The organism is Rhizobium sp. NZLR8 (assembly GCF_019685025.1).
GTDB lineage: Bacteria > Pseudomonadota > Alphaproteobacteria > Rhizobiales > Rhizobiaceae > Rhizobium.
Map to the genome: position 1 here is coordinate 62829 of NZ_JABDVY010000021.1, position 18534 is coordinate 81362.

General features: G+C 56.5%; 14 protein-coding genes, 5 pseudogenes and 1 riboswitch. Of the genes and pseudogenes, 12 read left to right on the forward strand and 7 right to left on the reverse strand.

The genetic code is table 11. The features are described from left to right. Positions 1-13: 13 nt before the first annotated feature. Positions 14-587 (forward strand): annotated as a pseudogene (gene dnaE2 / locus HJB89_RS30530) (error-prone DNA polymerase); the annotation flags it as partial. A 169-nt stretch (positions 588-756) separates the two neighbouring features. Here dnaE2 and HJB89_RS30535 read toward each other — a convergent pair. Then, positions 757-1163 (reverse strand): annotated as a pseudogene (locus tag HJB89_RS30535) (AraC family transcriptional regulator); the annotation flags it as partial. A 701-nt stretch (positions 1164-1864) separates the two neighbouring features. On the opposite strand from HJB89_RS30535, the gene HJB89_RS30540 reads away from it, so the two are divergent. Further along, entirely contained in the window at positions 1865-2065 is a 201-nt protein-coding gene (locus tag HJB89_RS30540) for a hypothetical protein (RefSeq protein ID WP_028744322.1), read from the forward strand. Between the two features lie 71 nt (positions 2066-2136). Then, positions 2137-2313, forward strand: a pseudogene (locus HJB89_RS30545) (transposase); the annotation flags it as partial. Positions 2314-2379: 66 nt separating this feature from the next. Here the strand turns inward: HJB89_RS30545 and HJB89_RS33880 are convergent. Further along, a pseudogene (locus tag HJB89_RS33880) lies at positions 2380-2565 on the reverse strand (IS6 family transposase); the annotation flags it as partial. Positions 2566-2638: 73 nt separating this feature from the next. On the opposite strand from HJB89_RS33880, the pseudogene HJB89_RS30550 reads away from it, so the two are divergent. The 5 genes and pseudogenes from HJB89_RS30550 to HJB89_RS30570 all read left to right on the forward strand — a co-directional run. Continuing rightward, positions 2639-2987 (forward strand): annotated as a pseudogene (locus HJB89_RS30550) (DDE-type integrase/transposase/recombinase); the annotation flags it as partial. A gap of 349 nt (positions 2988-3336) precedes the next feature. Then, positions 3337-4164, forward strand: coding sequence for a type IV toxin-antitoxin system AbiEi family antitoxin (locus tag HJB89_RS30555; protein WP_018486493.1), 828 nt, complete (start codon positions 3337-3339; stop codon positions 4162-4164). Beyond that, on the forward strand, positions 4161-5021 hold the full coding sequence (locus tag HJB89_RS30560; protein ID WP_018517624.1) for a nucleotidyl transferase AbiEii/AbiGii toxin family protein: 861 nt from the start codon (positions 4161-4163) through the stop codon (positions 5019-5021). Before HJB89_RS30555 ends, HJB89_RS30560 begins: the two co-directional genes overlap by 4 nt. A 39-nt stretch (positions 5022-5060) precedes the next feature. Then, positions 5061-6014: a hypothetical protein gene (locus HJB89_RS30565; protein ID WP_018517623.1), complete on the forward strand. Its 954-nt coding sequence runs from the start codon at positions 5061-5063 to the stop codon at positions 6012-6014. A gap of 221 nt (positions 6015-6235) precedes the next feature. After that, entirely contained in the window at positions 6236-6970 is a 735-nt protein-coding gene (locus HJB89_RS30570; RefSeq protein ID WP_018517622.1) for an SDR family NAD(P)-dependent oxidoreductase, read from the forward strand. A gap of 2507 nt (positions 6971-9477) precedes the next feature. Here the strand turns inward: HJB89_RS30570 and HJB89_RS30575 are convergent. Beyond that, positions 9478-10128 carry a GntR family transcriptional regulator gene (locus tag HJB89_RS30575; protein WP_018517619.1) on the reverse strand — a complete coding sequence of 217 codons (651 nt, stop codon included), beginning with the start codon at positions 10126-10128 and terminating at the stop codon, positions 9478-9480. 165 nt (positions 10129-10293) lie between these two features. Between HJB89_RS30575 and HJB89_RS30580 the strand changes: the two genes are divergently transcribed. The 4 genes from HJB89_RS30580 (at position 10294) to HJB89_RS30600 (ending at position 14349) form a co-directional block, all read left to right on the forward strand. Further along, on the forward strand, positions 10294-10500 hold the full coding sequence (locus tag HJB89_RS30580) for a hypothetical protein (RefSeq protein WP_018517618.1): 207 nt from the start codon (positions 10294-10296) through the stop codon (positions 10498-10500). Next, positions 10497-12011: a malonyl-CoA synthase gene (locus HJB89_RS30585; protein WP_018517617.1), complete on the forward strand. Its 1515-nt coding sequence runs from the start codon at positions 10497-10499 to the stop codon at positions 12009-12011. Before HJB89_RS30580 ends, HJB89_RS30585 begins: the two co-directional genes overlap by 4 nt. 308 nt (positions 12012-12319) lie before the next feature. Next, positions 12320-12748 (forward strand): heme-binding protein, encoded by a 429-nt coding sequence (locus HJB89_RS30595; protein ID WP_018517615.1) that lies wholly within the window; start codon positions 12320-12322, stop codon positions 12746-12748. 470 nt (positions 12749-13218) lie between these two features. Then, positions 13219-14349 (forward strand): GlxA family transcriptional regulator, encoded by a 1131-nt coding sequence (locus HJB89_RS30600; protein ID WP_018517614.1) that lies wholly within the window; start codon positions 13219-13221, stop codon positions 14347-14349. A 346-nt stretch (positions 14350-14695) separates the two neighbouring features. Here the strand turns inward: HJB89_RS30600 and HJB89_RS30605 are convergent, their stop codons facing one another. From HJB89_RS30605 to HJB89_RS30620, 4 genes are all read right to left on the reverse strand, one after another. Continuing rightward, a complete protein-coding gene (locus HJB89_RS30605; RefSeq protein ID WP_018517613.1) occupies positions 14696-15952 on the reverse strand; it encodes a D-amino acid dehydrogenase in 1257 nt (418 codons plus the stop codon). Between the two features lie 145 nt (positions 15953-16097). Continuing rightward, positions 16098-16187: riboswitch (glycine riboswitch) on the reverse strand. 67 nt (positions 16188-16254) lie between these two features. Next, complete coding sequence (locus tag HJB89_RS30610; protein ID WP_018517612.1) at positions 16255-16596, reverse strand: RidA family protein; 342 nt, start codon at positions 16594-16596, stop codon at positions 16255-16257. A gap of 110 nt (positions 16597-16706) precedes the next feature. After that, positions 16707-17534, reverse strand: a complete 828-nt coding sequence (locus HJB89_RS30615; protein ID WP_018517611.1) for an alpha/beta fold hydrolase — start codon at positions 17532-17534, stop codon at positions 16707-16709. 122 nt (positions 17535-17656) lie between these two features. Beyond that, positions 17657-18277, reverse strand: coding sequence for a glutathione S-transferase family protein (locus tag HJB89_RS30620; RefSeq protein WP_020572930.1), 621 nt, complete (start codon positions 18275-18277; stop codon positions 17657-17659). Between the last annotated feature and the right edge of the window lie 257 nt (positions 18278-18534).

The window sequence follows — 18534 nt, forward strand, 5'->3', positions numbered from 1 at the left end:
CGGCCAGTTGATGGCCGCTTTGCGCGACGAGCCACTGCAGCTCTTTGTTGCCGCGGCCGAGCGCGAGATGAAGACGATCGCCGAGCAGCAAGGAGCCTGATGTCAAACTCCGGCAGATGACAGATGGGCACAACGTCATCCAGGACTACAGCCATACCGGCTTGACTCGACGCGAGCACCCAATCGCGTTTTTGCGCAAGGACCTTGCCGCTCGAAGCATCGTCACCTGCGGAGAAGCCATGTCGGCTCGAGATGGCCGTTGGTTGATGACCGCGGGCCTTGTTCTGGTCTGTCAAATGCCCGGATCGGCAAAAGGCGTGATGTTTCTGACGATCGAGGATGAGACAGGTCCGGCGAACGTCGCCTGGCCGAAGCTCTTCGAGGGACGCCGGCGCGTTGTACTTGGATCGAGCATGATGGCTATCAATGGCCGAATCCAACGGGAAGGGGAGGTCGTGCACCTCATAACCCAACAGCTCTTCGATCTGTCGGGCGACCTATCCGCCTTGGCGGATCGTGATGGGGAGTTCAAACTGCCGACGGGTCGCGGTGACGAGGCTTGTCATACCGCCAGATCCCACGTTTGATCGATGCCCGGTTACCGTGACGGTACCGCACCTCGACCTCTGCTACGAAATTGGCGATGGCCGCGGCTTCTATAAGCTGGAGGGTGTTCGGCGGCGGGACGATTCTGTCGACGAAGTCTAAGCCGACGCACTTCACGTCCGAGGACATCGGGTCACAATCAAGCAGCTACGGCAAGAAGACGAGCACAGCGACTGAATCCGTCATCCGCCCGCGGTAAGGATAACCAAGAGACCTGAAAAATACCTCACCTGGGCCGGTCGCCGTTACATGCCGTTTGGCCTCGGTCCACGCCCTGCCGCTGCGCATTACGCCGACGTTCCAGTGATCGATTGGGCTCGATCGCAGCATGGCCTGATCGCGAATATAGCTGCATGCCTGCGCGCGCTGCTGAACGATGAGGATATCGCCGAGATGCCATCCGGTCTGTTCCGCAAGAAAACCGTCGCCCTCTGATTTTCCATCCGGCAGATGAACATCCACAAGCGGCGCCATATGTGATCGCCAGGACTGGAACTGTTCTTTCGGTGGCAGGTTATGCGTCGAAAATCGCAAGGGCACCAGCGCCGCCGCTCCAGGTGCGCCGGTCATTCCTGTCCCGCAGCGGGGTCATCTCCAGACTCCGTAACCATCTAATTCCTCCAGCGCATAAGCCGATCCGGGCTGCTGAAACTGAAGCAAACAATCGTTTTCGCGGCTGAACCGCGCAGCCATCGTACAAAAGCCGAATTGGCTAAAGCTTTACGTGCATAAGCTACTTATAATATTCCATGGTGAGCAGAAATGGACGGACCGATAATTTTCAGGATGCGGCGATAACGACAATTGCGTCCTGTTCATATATCTAAATGAGTAGTGGTTAATTCCGAAGGAAGTTCGGAAATTCCAAAATACGCAGCTGCCGGTGCAATGTAGTTTCGGGGCGCCGGCAACATAAAACGATATTTATTCAAAACAAAACATGCAAAAATAGGAGGATAGGTCGTGAACTATCGGAGAATTGTTCTTGCGCGCTTTGCGCAAGCGTTGGCTGGCAACAGGAATCATTCTGCGTGCACCCGCTCAGGCGCCGGGAAGAATTCCACCGCCTATTGTGCAGATTCATGCGAGACGCTCCTGATGCCGGACATCGGCAAATAATGGCGCGCGAGGGGTTGCGCGCAGCCGAGGCAATCTGTGTCGATGCGTAATGGCTTGAGGCTTGCATGCAACCCCTACCATATCCACCCATTGTCGAAATTGTTTACGCTGCCTTTCATATGGCAGAGCGGAGGCTAAGATGACCACGGCATGTGATGAGAAATATATCGAATTGAAGCCGATTTCGAGCTGCAGACGAGAAGTCGAAGTCGCGATGGTGGAAATGCTCGTCAGTTTGCAGAAACGTGGATGGTCGGCTGCGGAATTGGCACTGGCGCTCGCAGATGCCTCCGAAGATCTCGTCATGCTGATTGCGACCAAAAGGCTTCGACCGAATTAGGTCGTGGTGACGATTTAACGGTTTGGGATTCCGCCGGAGGCGCAAATCAGATTCAAGGCTGACTTTTGGATATGGCCGTGGATTGTGATGCGCTTCGGGATGACCAGTGGGAACGGATCAAGGATTGTGTGCCGGGCGGCACGAAGGGCAAACGCGGCCCGCGCACGAACAACCGGCTGTTCCTGGACGCGCTGTTGTGGGTGGCCCGTTCCGGCGGTCGCTGGCGTGACCTGCCCGAACGGCTCGGCGGGCACTGTAAACTTAACGCTGCGAAGACAAGATCTGGGAGTGAGGCTTTGGTTTATTCGGCGTGGCGCGATTTGGCGCCATGCTTGCATGGCAGTTGCTCGCAATTCTCGATGGTGGGTGGATGGAATACCGTGGCGGGGAACGTTAAAGAGGTTGGCGATCGGGTCGTGTACGGAAACGAAACGCTGAAGGTGTCGCGCTGACTTGAAGCGCTTCATGATCCTCTCCCGCCGTCGGACGGGTTGATGAGAGGGTACTGTCACATTGATTGAGCGGTAAGGAAATTGAGGTAGCAGCGCGCCCATGACCGTGAGTGCACCGACAAGGCGCCTGCTGACGCGACTTCTGAAGAAACAGGGCATGCCGCCAAAGCGTATGATCACCGACAAATTGCGCTCCTACGGGGGGCCAAACGCCAGGTCATGCCGAACGACACCGCTCGCATAAAGGCTTGAACAACCGGGCGGAGAATTCTCACCTGCCGTTGAGAAAACGGGAGCGAACGCGACAGGGTTTCCGGTCGGTTGGCTCATTGCAACATTTCGTGTCGATCTTCTCCGCCGTCCGAAACCTCTTCGTCCCATCCCAGACCAACCGCTCCGCAGCACAAATTCGAACCCATCGACGCCAGGCAATGGCCGCGTGGGAAGCCGTGAGTGCACGGCCTGTCTGAAAAGCGCAGGCTCGGCCTACGTGGCCACATTCAAACAACGTGACAACGCCCGGCGAAGAGCTTTTCACGCCATAGGGCCATGCCTGGCCTTTTTGAGGGAACGAGCGTCTGACGGCTCAGGAAATAGCCCGCGTCAGGGAATTGAAATTCGGCATGCGCAGCGTCGCCCTTCGCTTTGGCGAGGAGTCCCTTCCGGCGCGCAAAGCGAAGGTCCGCGCAACGGCTGGATTTGCAAGCTATGGAGAGAAATCATGTTGGAAAATCCGCATGTAGCGCGGATATTCAAACATGAATTACCCATGCAAACAGAACGTGTTGCAATGTCTGCACATAGAGCGGATAATTGGACATGATTCACGATAAACGGGCCGCGCTTTCCGCCTATACATCAAACTTGCTCTCCCAGGGGCGGGTGGTTTTTGATGGCCGAGAGGCGATCGAAGCGCTGGGCATCAATCGTGGCGCGTTCCTGGACTCAGCCGAGCGTTTGCAGCGTCGAAAACTACTCCTCAACCCGCGCCACGACTTCTACATCGTGGTCCCTCCACAATTCATGTCATTGGGCGCTCCGCCACCAACCTGGTACATTGACGCGCTGATGCGCCATGAGGGGAATTCCTATTATGTCGGTCTGCTTAAGGCTGCCGAACTGCACGGTGCCACGCATCAGGCCGTGATGGAGTTTCAAGTCGTGGCGGCCAAACGGCTCCCCAAGATCAGGGCCGGTCGCAACCGCGTCGTCTTCTACTACCGAAAGGATATGGAGACCGTCGCCGCGGGCGTTGTCGACAAGAAAACCGAGACAGGTTCGATGAGAGTGTCGTCACCAGCTCTCACAGCGCTCGACATTCTGCGGTATTCTCGTGGCGCCGGCGGTCTTGATAACATCTTCACTGTCCTCAGGGACATCGCGCCGCAGATTGATTTCGAAAGCCTGACCAACCTGTCGCGCGTCACCGAACGGCCGGTCGTGCAGCGCCTCGGCTACCTTCTCGACAGGCTGGGTCACGGCACACGCCTGGCGTCGATGCGTACCGCCTTGGAAGACCGCGGCAACCTGCCCTGGACGGAGCTGGACCGCAAAGAAGCCGGCGATCCCGACTTTTCTACTGAAGTGCTCGAGCGCGACCCGCGTTGGCGGGTCATCGTCCGCCGCTATCCGGAGGCCGATGAATGATACCAGCTCAGAATATTGTCGCGTGGGGCAATGTCGCGCCTTGGCCCGATCAACGTCAGATCGAACAGGATCTGATTATCAGCCGGGCGATGGTCGCGATATTCACCGACCCCTTCTTGCGCGAAGCCTTGAGGTTTCGCGGCGGCACAGCCCTCAACAAACTGCACTTCCCGGCTCCGCTGCGCTACTCGGAAGACATTGATCTCGTGCGCACAGAGGCCGGGCCGATCGGCCCGGTCCTGGACGCCTTGCGTGTCGTCCTCGAGCCGTGGCTTGGACACGGTCAGTACGAGTCAAGTCCGGTCGCACCCAAGTTGAAATTCCGGATTGAGGCCGAGGACGGCGGCGGCGTCCCCATCCGCCTCAAGGTCGAAACCAACATCAGCGAGATCGAAGCGTATGATCCGCCGATCGACTTGCCGTTCGGCGTGACCAATCCATGGTTCACCGGGAATGCGTCCGTCCCGACATTCTCCCGTGAGGAAATGTTGGCCACCAAGCTGCGCGCGCTGCTGCAGCGGGAGAAGGGTCGCGATCTCTATGACCTGGCGCATGGCCTAGAGACGTTTGAGGGCCTGAATGTGGAGAAAGTGGCTGACTTTTTTGGCCGTTACGTCGCACTTTCGGGCCAGGTCATCACGCGGGCACAGGCTGAGCAACGGATGTTCGCGAAGCTTGCCCGGCCGCGCTTTCTGACCGACATGCAGCCATTGCTTCCGACACAGCAGGCCGAAGCGCTGACCGACCAAACGACCCTCCAGTCATTTACCAGCGTTTTTGCGGCATTCATCGAACGCTTGCCCGGTGACACGTGGTTACGCACCGCTGAAATGCGCAAGCGCTTCGGCGTGGTGTAGAGATATGAATTGGAACGATGACGTCGAGGGTGGCCTGGGATGAGCGACGGAACGAGAGAAGAGGAGCCGCCGACGCACTATCTTCGCCAGGACAATGATGGGTCCGGGACGCAGGTGTGGCGTATCCAAGACTCTGAGGCAGTGAGGCTGGGTGTTTCCAATCCCGAGCAGGGCGCGGGGACCTATATTAAAAGGGGCAAACGGGCCTCGATTTGGGCGGCATTTCGAGAAGACACTCCTTGGTTTACTCCTGGTGGACCCGAGACCGGCCCGTTTCATCGCCTCGATCTCCCGCCAGCTCACTACTATCGTCGCATCGCCAGGCCGCTAAATGGCAGCTTCGCCCATCCTAAAAACCCCGGCGCCGGCGAAGAGCGCGACACGATTGCCGTAGGTGCTGGTCAAGCGCGCGCTCTGACGCATCATCTCGATCGCATCTGCCAAACCGTCCATCCCCATACCGAAACGCTGGGTGTTTACGGTCACGAAATCCGCAACCTGCTGATCCTTGCAGCGACCGAGGTCGAAGCGCATTGGCGGGGGGTCCTGGTCGCGAACGGTAGGTCGGGCCAGAAACTCAACACGAACGACTATGTGCGGTTGCTACCGGTCATGCGCCTCGATCAGTATGCGGTCGGCTTTCGTCCCTATCCGTGGCTAACGCCTATTCGCCCCTTCGCCGGGTGGAATTCTCAAGATCCCACCAAGACTCTCCCCTGGTACGACGCTTATAACCGGGTCAAACACGATAGAGAAACACAATTCAGCGACGCGCGGCTCGAACACACGTTCAACGCCGTCGCCGCATGTGTGATTATGCTTGCAGCTCAATATACCCCGTCGATCGGCTTGGGTGGTCACTCGGATCTGAGCTCTTTTTTCCAGTTTGCCGAGACGCCGGAATGGACACCAGAACAAAGCTACGCGAGCATCTCACACGACCAAGATGGCCGCTGGGTGCCGGTTGATCACCCAGCGCTCGTACGCAAGTAATGAGACTGGATATCGGCAGCGGGGGAGGGGGCGGCGCGGGCAATCATGGACGACATCGATCAGGGTGGACGAGTCATCCTTGCGCATGTGAGTGTAGCTGCTGCTGAATGACGTCTGTGTGGACGTCGATGCGATAATATTTGAGCGTAGGCAAACGTACATCTTGCGCCAGACGCTTTCTCATTTATGAGGCATCATACATCTAGATGTATGAGGGTCTTATGGCAACCGGATATATGCTGTTGACAGGCGCAAGCCGCGGGATTGGCCACGCAACCGTAAAGTTATTTCAGGAGAAAGGCTGGCGCATCCTCACAGTGTCGCGACAGCCATTTTCAGAGGAATGCGCCTGGCCGACAGCAAAGGAGAGTCACATACAGGCTGATCTTGCAGATCTCTCTCAGGTCGGCACGCTAGTCGCAGCGGTTAGGGAGCGTCTTCCTGATGGGAAGCTTCACGCACTGGTCAACAATGCCGGTATTTCGCCCAAAGGCCCGGGCGGATCAAGGCTGGGCGTTGGCGGAACCGATGCTGAAACCTGGACGAAAGTGCTGAACGTCAATCTGATCTCGACGGCGCTGCTCGCGCGGGCACTCCTGCCGGAGCTGGAGGCGGCCAAGGGTCTCATTGTCAATGTGACCTCGATCGCGGGCTCACGCGTTCATCCTTTTGCGGGCGTTGCGTATGCGGCGTCAAAAGCGGGCCTCGCTTCCTTGACCCGCGAACTCGCCCATGAGTTCGGCCCGCGTGGTGTGCGTGCAAACGCGATCGCTCCGGGCGAAATCGAAACCTCAATCCTGTCGCCGGGCACCGACGCATTGGTCGAGCAAGAAGTCCCAATGGGTCGGCTTGGAACGCCCCGCGAAGTGGCAGAAACAATATACTTTTTATGCAGTGACGCCTCCTCGTACATCAATGGCGCCGAAATCCACATCAACGGCGGACAGCATGTCTGATCTGCCGAGGGAAGGGGCGGCGGTGGAATGCGATCGGCGGGCACCGTAAACTTAACGCTGTGCGCAGATGGCCGTATTGGCGCGGAGCCGCCAAGCGAGCAGGAATTGGGTGGACCGGATCAAGTCGATAACGTACGCCCTTGGCCGTCATTTGCGGGCCGCTGACATGTTCAGCCTCGCCAGCCTGTCTTGTCTGGCGCCTCATTCGCGTATGAGAGCTTGACCGATTCAGAATCCATCCAACCCATCAAATGGTGGAATAAAAACACCCAGATTACAAGTGTAACCCGGTATAGCTTCAACAGGTCGCTCGCGGATGCTAGCTGCTGGAGCAGTGGAAATTGGATAGGACTATGATCAGTGGTTGACCTGGACGGACTTAATCAGCTCCCGAGTGAACTAAATCAGCTGCCGCGCGAACTAGCTCACCTCCCGAAGGACGTTGTTTCGCAGATTGCGAAAGGTATGTGCCCCTATGACAACCCGCATGAAGCGGCAATCAACCTTGCCAGTCTTAAAGAGACGAGTCGAGAAATAGTTCGAGCGTAGCGAAATTGGGAATTTTGACGCGCGACTCAGCCGGCTCGTCGCCTTACAGAGGGGTTTATGTGAGAAAGTATTACCGGATATGCCAGACAATACCCCAGAAGCCAACCGCACGTTGGCGACGATGCAAATACCCGCGATCCAGCCAGTATTTAAATTTTACTCTCCCGGTGCGCAGAGTGACATCATCGAGCATATGATGACGAACCATGACATATCGAACCGAACTATCGCGGCCGTCGCTGACGATGCATTGACAAACGCCGCTTCATACAAGTCTCTACGCCAATCCTCCATCTTTTAACTTTATACGAGACGCGTTGGTGGGAGCCCAGGCACGTGATATCGCGGCACGGTGACAAATGCCCGATGTCACCGCATTTATTCTTCCACCAACCGAAACACTGGCCGCGCGCCATATGCGCGGAACGTCTTTAGGTCGACTTGAACCATTGGGCCACGCGGCGTGTGTATGGTGAGGGTCCTGATATCGACATCAATACCGGATTTGTGTACGTCGCGGATGGCGTCATTCATCGGTTGAAGCGCTGCACCTAGTCTTTCCTCAGCATGCTTCTGTCTTGTGAGGTAGGATGTCATGGTTGCCCTGATTGTTTGCTGTTTGCGTTCCGCTTATGCGGGTAATTTTGTTCGCCGTTATATATATAGCGTTTCCAGCACTACCGTCAGAAGCGGCCGGCGCCATCCATAGTGCGAGACTATCGCATCGGTTCGAAGACGTGGAGAAGGCCGCATGGCAGCTTCGTGAAAGCAAATCCGGCGACACGGCGGGCCTCAATCTTCTGGCATTTCTGTATCGGCTATTTTAGTGTTCGATCCTAAGAAAATTATCATCTATGACACCCGACGATCGTCATGGTATGCAATATTTAACTCAATCCTTTAAATCGGGTAACATTCCTGAAGAGCTCGGCCGAGGTATCCCTTGCCACATCCCGCCTCCTTAGCCTTCGCACTTGTTGCGGCTTGCGTGATTATGCTCGCTTTATGTAACAGGGAGTATTACCAGTTCGTGCCGCAAATGTAGTGGCCTAACCTCGTCGTTTGCAAACACCCACCCGGCGGATGGATTGATTGCTAAGGGATGTGGCTCCTTTTCCGACGCGCCTTCCCCCCAGATCCTCTGCCCCAAATTGGCGCGGCCATGGGTCTTCTTTCCGGAGATTATCGATCACTACCTTGGGATGCTGCGCTCGCTATGGACATCAAGCGAGGATTGAACCCCATAAGCCCTTTGTTAGGTTGGTTGGCAATCCGCTGATCTTCAAAATCCGGATTGTCTCCGGCCAGATATCGGCAGAATATATCACGCAGAAAATGCGCATCTGCTCACGCAGCTCGGCCTCGTCTGAGTGTGCAGACTCTGCGGTGGGGCAAGCGCCGCTGCAACGGGGCGCCAGATGTCGGAAAATGTCCCAGGGACGGAAAGGGCAGTCGACTAGCCGCCAATATGGGTAAACATCATTCTGTCAGCGGCGCGCTCCTTCGAGAAGCGCACCAGCGCCACCTACCGCGATCGCCATACTGCAGGCGTGGCGATGCGGACGGCTACGCAGATCACACGTCTCGGGGATCGACCCGGCGGCGGGCCAGATCCGGTGGCGGGAGACCTCCATTGCCGTTCGAAGGCAGTATTTCCCACCTTGAGCGCTGGATCCTGGGGCGGCTGAGATACAATCGCTTCCGGCCTCGTTTCAATGTGCGAATCAGCCACTTCTCAATCATCTCGATGCCGGCCGGTGTAGTGGTCTGCATATCCTGACGTCAGCTTTTCGAGGAGATTGAACAAAGGTGCTCATCGGCTCAGCGGGCCGCAGGAGGTCAGCGCTCGGCATCCGGCCGGTATGAAAATCGATCGATCTATGGACCACGGGCACCACACTGACGCGACACTTGGCAGCGCTTTGGAAACTTGATTAAACCTACCACGACGGGAATAGTCAGGCCGTCGCCATGCTCGCGACCAGATCGCTGAACCTCTCGCCCTGAATGCCGACATGCCCCCGCAGCAGGCGACGGGCCGCGTCTCCATCTCCGGCAAAAATCGCATCGACGATGGCGCAATGTTCCAAGAAGGAGGTCGACAGGCGGTTGCGCACGCGCAGCTGGAGGCGGCGATAAGGTCGCAGGCGCCGATGCAATTGCAGACATTGCTCCTCGAGGAAATCGCTTCGGCCGGCTGCGTAGATGGCCTTATGGAACTCCTCATTGTCGTAATAATAGGCATCGCTGTCACCGGCAGCGGCTGATTGCTGACAGCGGCTGTGGGTGGCCGTGATCGCTTCCCGGGAGGCCTCATCCAGCCGTCGTGCTGCGAGCGACCCGGCCAGGCCCTCCAGCTCGGCCATCACCTCGAACATCTCATAGACGCGGTGCGGCCCCGGATCGATGACAACAGCGCCTCTGCGCGGTCGAATTTCGATGAGGCCGATCGCATCGAGCTGCATCAGCGCCTCGCGCACCGGCGTGCGGGAGACCCCGAAACGCGTCGCAAGCACCGTTTCGTCGAGCCGCTCACCGGGGGAGAACTCATTGGAAAGAATTGAATTTTCAATCTCATCCCGAAGCCATCGGCCGACATTCTCGGACATTTCGTTTCGCTTCCTTCATACACAAATGCTATTCTTGTATACACAATTGTTGACCTCGTGTACGAAGAGCGGCATTCTACATACTACCGGTGAAACCCGACGATGGGAAGCAGCCGTCAAAAACGGTCCGCACTCGGCCGGCCGACAGAAGAGAGGAGAGATGGCATGTCTGAGGCTTCCTTCTTCACCGACATGCTGCAGAGCATCACGGATCGCGGACGCCAGCTTCTGTTTTCCGGCGCGCGCGCTACGCAGGTCGCAGCCAAGGTCGATCTCCAGACACTCGAAGGCCGTAGCGCCGGCAATGGCCAGCAAGGCTCCCGGCCATTCGCACAGATAGTGAATTCAACGCTTGGAGGAGGGCGAAAGTGAGCAACCATCTTTTCGACGCCATGCGGACGGCTGCGCCCGGTGACGCACCGTTCATCCGCATCGATAGCACGCGCACATGGACCTATGATGACGCTTTCGCTCTTTCCGGCCGCATTGCCGGCGCGATGGACACGCTCGGCATTCGCCCCGGCGACCGGGTGGCGGTGCAAGTCGAGAAAAGTGCCGAGGCACTGATCCTCTATCTCGCCTGTCTTCGAACCGGCGCCGTCTACCTGCCGCTCAACACCGCCTATACGCTGGCTGAGCTCGATTATTTTATCGGCGATGCCGAGCCGCGTTTGGTGGTTGTTGCGTCGGCTGCCAGAGGAGGCGTGGAGAAAATATCCAAACCTCACGGCGCGATCATCGAAACGCTCGATGCCGACGGCAGCGGCTCGTTGCTGGATCTCGCCCGGGATGAGCCGGCCGACTTTGTCGACGCCTCGCGTTCCGCCGATGATCTGGCTGCGATCCTCTACACGTCGGGAACGACGGGACGCTCCAAGGGGGCGATGCTTACGCATGGGAACCTGCTCTCGAACGCCCTGACCTTGCGAGATTATTGGCACGTCACCGCCAGCGATCGACTGATCCATGCCTTGCCGATCTTCCATACGCATGGGCTGTTTGTCGCCACGAACGTCACACTGCTCGCCGGCGCCTCGATGTTCCTGCTGTCGAAGTTCGACCCGGAGGAGATCCTGTCGCTGATGCCTGATGCAACGATGCTGATGGGCGTGCCGACCTTCTACGTGCGCCTCCTGCAAAGCCCGCGCCTCGACGAGCAAGCGGTCGCCAGCATCCGCCTTTTCATCTCCGGTTCGGCTCCGCTGCTGGCCGAAACCCATACCGAGTTCCAGGCACGTACCGGTCACGCGATTCTCGAGCGCTACGGCATGACGGAAACCAATATGAACACGTCGAACCCCTATGAGGGCAAACGGATTGCCGGAACGGTCGGTTTCCCGCTGCCTGACGTGACGGTGCGCGTCACCGATCCCGCCACCGGGCTCGTGCTGGCGCCTGAAGAAACGGGCATGATCGAGATCAAGGGACCGAACGTCTTCAAGGGTTATTGGCGCATGCCGGAAAAGACCGTGGCCGAATTCACCGCCGACGGTTTCTTCATCAGCGGCGATCTCGGCAAGATCGACCGGGAAGGCTATGTCCACATCGTCGGTCGCGGCAAGGATCTGGTGATTTCGGGTGGATACAACATCTATCCGAAAGAGGTCGAGGGCGAGATCGACCAGATCGAGGGTGTGGTTGAGAGCGCTGTGATCGGCGTGCCGCATCCCGATTTCGGAGAAGGCGTAACGGCCGTCGTCGTGTGCAAGCCCGGCGCCGTCCTCGATGAAAAGACCATCGTCAGCGCCCTCCAGGACCGTCTCGCCCGCTACAAACAACCCAAGCGCATCATCTTCGCCGACGACCTGCCGCGCAACACGATGGGTAAGGTTCAGAAGAATATCCTGCGGCAGCAATACGCCGATCTTTATACCAGGAGCTAGAGCAATTCCAGGAAAAGTATGAAGCGGTTTCCCGTAAGGAATTGCGTAAAAACAAAAACTTAGAGCGGTTCTGCGTTTCCATGAAAAGCTGAACCGCTCGAAGCCGGCTGCGCCCTCTGGGAGGAGGGTGCGTCGACATCCCGCATCAATCTTGAACACAACAACTACGGCGCTGGAGGCGTCGGAGGGAGGGGAATCATGGGTATTGAATTACTGGCCATAGGCCTGCTGGTCGCTATGTTCATCATTGCGACGATCCAGCCGATCAAAATGGGTGAACTAACCCTGGAGAATGCGGGGGTAACGACATGCTGACCATCAAGCGGCTGAGCCTCGAAGACGCGCGGATACTGATAGAAGGCGCATCGGCGAAGGCGAGAGAAATCGCGGTTCCGATGTGCATCGCAATCAGCGACGAGTCGGGACACCTCATTGCGTTCGAGCGCATGGATGGTGGAAAGATCACCAGTGCAACCATCGCGCAGGACAAAGCTTATACCGCTGCGGGGGCGAAGAGAACGACAGAAAGTTACGGCGTTGCTAGCCAGCCTGGCAATCCGGCCTACGGCATCAACTCTGCAATCGGCGGCAGGCTAATCGTGGTTGGTGGAGGTCTGCCAGTCATCATAGGCAACGAGGTCGTGGGCGCGATTGGCCTAAGTTCCGGCACTCCCTCGCAGGATATCGAATGCGCTCAGGCCGGTATTGATCTTTTTATGAGTGTGCTTGGGGGGTGAAAGCACTGCCTTCCTGCTCAGGCCCTATCGAGCGTCGTTGAAAGTCTGAAGTGGATGTCACCTGCCAGGTTCGAGACGCACAGTTTAAGGGAAGCTGGTAGGGATTCTCCTTTCCCCCAAGCTTAAATGGGAGCAGGTTACCCCCGCATAGAGCGGGAAATAGCCTCGTTGACAAACGGGGATGTCAAGAGGAAAATAACTAAAATTGGTGCGGCGGTGATGCAGAAACGGATCCGCTAAAAACCAGTATAAGGGAACTTGAGGATTAAAATTAAGCGCAACTTGACTTGCTTTCGCGATCTCAGCACCGCTTCCTGACCCCACGGGCAGTCAGCATTCGGTCAGAGATCATTATCGTCGAACCTTGAGACTTCGCCATGCATGGATCTTCTATGCGAAAAGCAGTGGCGGGCATCTAAGGAGTGTAGGCAGGCCGCTACGATGAGCCATTGTTGGCAGGAGATTCTACGATGATGCCGGTTCCGGGAGTGCGACGGCTTGTGAAGGTTGGCTTCATCCTCCTTCCAGGTTTCACGATGTTTTCGTACTCTGCCCTAGTCTATATTCTGAAGCATTGCACCGATCCCGCGGCCGCGGTGGGGATTGACTTTGAATATCTCGTTTTAGGACAAACCCCGGCTCAGACCACCTGCGGTATCCAAATTCCCCCCACCGCGCCCTTGCAGGCTGCCCGCACTTGTAACTACGTTTTTGTGATAGGCGGTAGAAATGCAGCTCCAATTGAAAACCGAAGATTGATTTTGGAAGCACTGACTGGCGCTGATATGAACAGCGCGACTTTGGTCGGAACCGGTTCCGGACTGTTTGTGTTGATTGAAGCCGGCTTCTTCGACAGGTTGCCCTGCGCCACGGACTGGTATCGCGGCCATGATAAGAATATCCGTTTTGCAGAGGTGCAGCAAACCCCAGGCTTGAACTTGATAGTTTGCGGCAGGCGAGTTAGCTGTGCGGGAGGGCTAGCCACGCTGGAGCTTGGTTCATGGCTGTTAGAACGTCACTATTCGGCCATCGGCGCCGACGTTCCTGCACCACAAGAGCTTTCCACCTCGCAGCCCGAACGTGATGAGACCCTTGCTCGAGAAAGCGCACTCGATGCGAGAGTAGTGAGGGCAATCAAGATCATCGAACGAAATCCTGGCAAGCCGTCGAATGTTAAGTCTCTTGCGTCGTCTTTGGGAATTTCTAAGCGCCAGGTCGAACGCCTTTTCCAGCAGGAAATGAAGCAAACGGTCCAACAGTACTCCCGTGAACTAAGGCTTGGTTATGGATACTGGCTTCTTCTAAATACCACCAAGTCGATCACGGAAATCGCGGTGGTTACTGGTTTCTCCGATAGCTCACATTTCAATCGGTGCTTTCGATCGCGGTTTGCAGCGACCCCATCACAAGCGCGACAATCAAAAGTATCAGTGGACGATGTTGTATCACCGCAATGGTCCTCTCTCTACGAGAGAATTGAAAGGAGTGAACAGGATTTGGACCTGTCGCGATCCAGAGTGTCGGTTTATACAAGTTTGGCTCACTCAGTCGTCAGTTCTTCAAATCGTACCCGTCCTACCTTGGCCTTCAGCGAGAACTAGTGAGTTGATCTCGCTCTCGGCACAGCTATCGCTGTGCTCGCGTGGAGACCGTCGGCTGGCCTGAGCGGGAAGCCGATCAACCCAGTCGGTCATTCTGGAGATGGAACCCTATCCACCTTTACCTCTTCAACTATTTCCCCGTCCCCCGAACTCGACGCCATTTTTTTTGGCATCCGTCCGTCGATGCCCTGCAGCCAAGCTGCGCCGGCGTGATCGCAAGCGAGCCACGGCTACGGCCCACATTGTCCGCCTTCAAGCTTCTTGGCAGGCACGTTATGCGATTTCGATCAGGACACCTTGCTGCCCGCGAAAATGCGGCGAAGCCATTGTCGAATCTAAAGTCTAATCAAGCTTCACCAGCCGATTGGCCTGTTTCGACAGGCAGTTCCTTTGCTAAGCACTCCGCAAGCATTGCCGCTGTCGCAGCCGACAGTGTCCACCCCAGATGTCCATGGCCGGTGTTGTAAAATACACCCGGCATGCGACCTCGTCCAACCTTAGGCATCATATTCGGCATCATGGGCCGTAGACCTGCCCACGGCACGACTCGATTAGTGCCAACTCCTGGGAAGATCATGCGTGTCCAATCGACGAGAGGCTTGACTCGATCATTACGGATGTCCCAGTTCAGACCATTGAGTTCCGCCGTACCTGCAACTCGAAACCGGCCCATCCCCAGCCGACTGGTGACTATCTTGGCTCGATCATCAAGAAGGCTGACCCAAGGCGCCGACTGTTGAGAGATTTCATCATCCAGATGGACTGTGATCGAGTAACCTTTAACTGGATAGATGTTGAGGCGGTCACCCAGCATCGCCGCCAAATTGCGACTGGCCGAGCCCGCACAAACAACGATTGCATCGGCTTCGATCACCTGAGGCTCGCGTCCGGTCTCCGTCGTCGAGTAGGTTAACTGGAAGCGGCCGCGCCGCTCAATCCGATTTACCGTCGCATCGTACAAGAATTTTGCGCCCCGGTTCTCGCACGCCTTGGCAAGTCCGGTCGTGTACTTGTGAATGTCTCCGGTAGAATCCGAGGGCGTAAAGAATCCGCCATGGAAATTTCCGTGCAGAGTCGGCTCGATCGTCTTCATCTCGTTCGACGTCACCGGCTGACGGTCCAACCCTCCCTCAACAAGTAGGCGGTTTACCACGTTCGCGTGCTCAAAACCTTGCTTGTCCCAGTAAACGTGAATAATACCGCGACGAATGTGATCAAAGTCGATCTTTTCCTGTTCTGCTATTTCAAACATGAACTTGCGCGCAGCGATTGCCAATCTAGTTGTGGCGATAGTGTTCTCGCGATAGTTGGAAATGTTGGAGATAAATTCCGCCAGCCAGCTGTATTTATGCCAAGATGGCTTCGGGTTCATCAAAAAGGGAGCGTCCCTTCTGACCATCCACTTGATTCCCTTCAACAGGGTCGACCAGTGGTTCCATACTTCTGCGTTGCTGGCTGAAAGTTGTCCGCCATTAGCGAACGACGTTTCCATCGCTGCATAACGTTGTCGTTCCACGATGGTGACATTGTAGCCAGCGCGTAAAAGTGAGTAAGCCGTCGATACGCCAGCTATGCCGGCGCCAATTACAACAATCTTTCGCATTCTTGCTCTCCAGACAGATCAATAAGCGCAGATCTCAAAATCTGCGGCTGTCCCCAAATCTGTCCATTTACCTGAGAGCTTAACCGACGCGCTTGGCCTCGGCGTTCCCCTTCGGTGGACGCCCAAGGCGTCTCTCTCCAGAGTGTTCGAAAGTACGGTCACTTTTGCCTGAGAGTTTCCTTGGGGGGTTGCTCCGTCGGCGTCGGCGTATGCCGATCTCTCCCGTACCATCTTAAACGATATTGCCTCGGTTGCCGGCCTGTGTGATTTTCAGGCCGGCTTTTTGATTGAAGTCACGGCGATCAGATTGCTGCGGTGACGATGAATTCGACCTTGAATTTTGGCGTGGTCAGCTTGGCTTCGCTGGTGGCACGGGCCGGCGGGTTTGCCGGATCGATCCAGGCTTCCCAGACGGCATTCATTTCGGCGAAATCGGAGATGTCCGAGAGATAGATGACCGTCTGCAGGATCTTCGACTTGTCGCTGCCGGCAGCAGTGAGCAGGCGGTCGACGTCGGCAAGTGCGCTCTTGCATTGATCGGTGACACTCTCGCCTTGGCCGACCCGGCCGGCGAGATAGACGGTATTAGCGTGGATGACGGCGTTGCTCATGCGGGCGCCCGGTTCGATGCGCTGAATGCTCATGGACTTCTCCTGGAAAAATTGAGCTGCGATGGAGGCCCCGCACGAAAAGCGAGGCCGGGGAAAATCTTTAGCCGCGACGACGCTGGCTGTTTGAAACGCGCGTGCGACGTCTAGGTAGATTTAGTCGTGTCGGCTTGGCCGCGCATGATGGACTGGGCGAATGAGACAAGGACAGCCGCCGCCTCGGACACCTTCTCTGGAAGGAGTGCATGGCCAGCACCGTGAATGATTTCCAACGTTGTTAGGTGGCCTACACGGTCTCGCAAGAAGTCTTCTTCGGGGACGGGTGCGATCTTGTCAAATTCCGGCGCGACGTAAAGGACCGGGAGATTTTTACCCACTTCGGTCCAGCTACTGTCGGCGGTCGCGTTTGTCGCGGCGAGCTGGAATTGAGAGACCTCTGTGTGCCACCCGTTTAGCCATACGGAAGCATCATGCCCCGGAGCGAAGAAGTCGCGCTTCAAATAAAATAGACGATCTGCGTCCGGCTTGGAATTATCGGATACGACATTCACAGAAATCAGGAGTTCGGGCGATATCGTACTGCCGATAATCGCTGCGAGAAGTCCGACGGATCTTGTCATCGAAGGCCAATGATGGGCGAGAACGCGCGCGACCCAGTTGCCGAATGCGTGGCCCACCACAAACAATGCTTCGGGTTTTTCCGGCGCGCAATCAGCTTCGATTGCAGCAACGACATCGGCGGCAAGATCGATCAATGTGATGCCTTCGGTTGGCCCTGAGCTTGCGCCTATGCCGCGTGGCTGCGGTCGCAAAACACGAAAACCCGCCGCAGCAATCATTGGTGCGATTTCATCGAAATCCGAAGCGCCTCTCGCCAGCGAGGGGAGCAGGACAATACGTGGGCCTTTACCTTCGACTAGAAGTTCGACCTGGCCGTCAAGGGTTGGGATCAGTTTGCGTTCGAGGTTCGACATTTTTGCATCCTATTTGGTGGAAGCCGCGATAATCCGTTGAGATGGTAAGCTATAGTCTTGTAGGCAGCAGCAGTGTGGATCGTTGTCATTGCCGTTGGTAGCTACGTCCCACACTTTCCTCCCTACTGGGGCTTCGAGCTATCGAAAAATCTGGTAGAGGCCAAGGATGGGCGCGTCTGTATGGATTGATGCCAGTCGGAGAGCGTCGGGTATTTTTCTCGCCAACCGAGCTTCGGAAACCGAAAGTCAGCGTATTCAGCAACGATGGCCAATGTAATTGACGACAGCCCAAAAGGCTGTTGTGCAAGTCCCTCGACTGTCGCCTCCAGATTTGTCCATATCTTGCTTGCCTTCAGATTGAAGGCGTTGATGAGGGCAATCTGTTTTTCGGCCTTGAGAGATTCGATACGCCATTGCACTAACAGGTCGAGAAACCCATTGCACAGTGCGTGCAGCCGAAGCTCTTCGATCCGCCGCTCCGCCAAGGACGGAATGAGTTTAGCGCCGCCGGCCATATGATCGAGATACTCGATGATGACGAGGCTATCGTAGAGCACGGTCCCGTCATCGAGAACGAGGGTTGGGAGCTGCCCAAGCGGGTTGTATGGCAATAAAGCCGGGTCGGGCTTACTCGGCGCCACGCGAGTGGGAATCGTTTCTAGCCTGTCGCTCAGTCCTAGCTCATGTGCACTTACGACGACTTTTCTTACGAATGGTGATGTCGATGACCAATATAGTTTCATGAAGAAGAGCTCCTTGGCTATTAAACTGGAATATTGATCGATGCTCGCCTGTGACCAACATTGTTGCACTTGGTGAACAGCTTGCGATCACTCCAAAGCGCGGGTTATCGGATCGATCGTCAAAAGCATCTTCGCCCGCGCGCCATCGGTTCGATAGAATTGGAAAGCCGAGGGCATATGAAAGCTCCGCCGCCCTCTCCGAGCACGTCGCAATGATCCAAATCCAGGCGCGTAAACGTCCTATCGCAGGGGAGTTG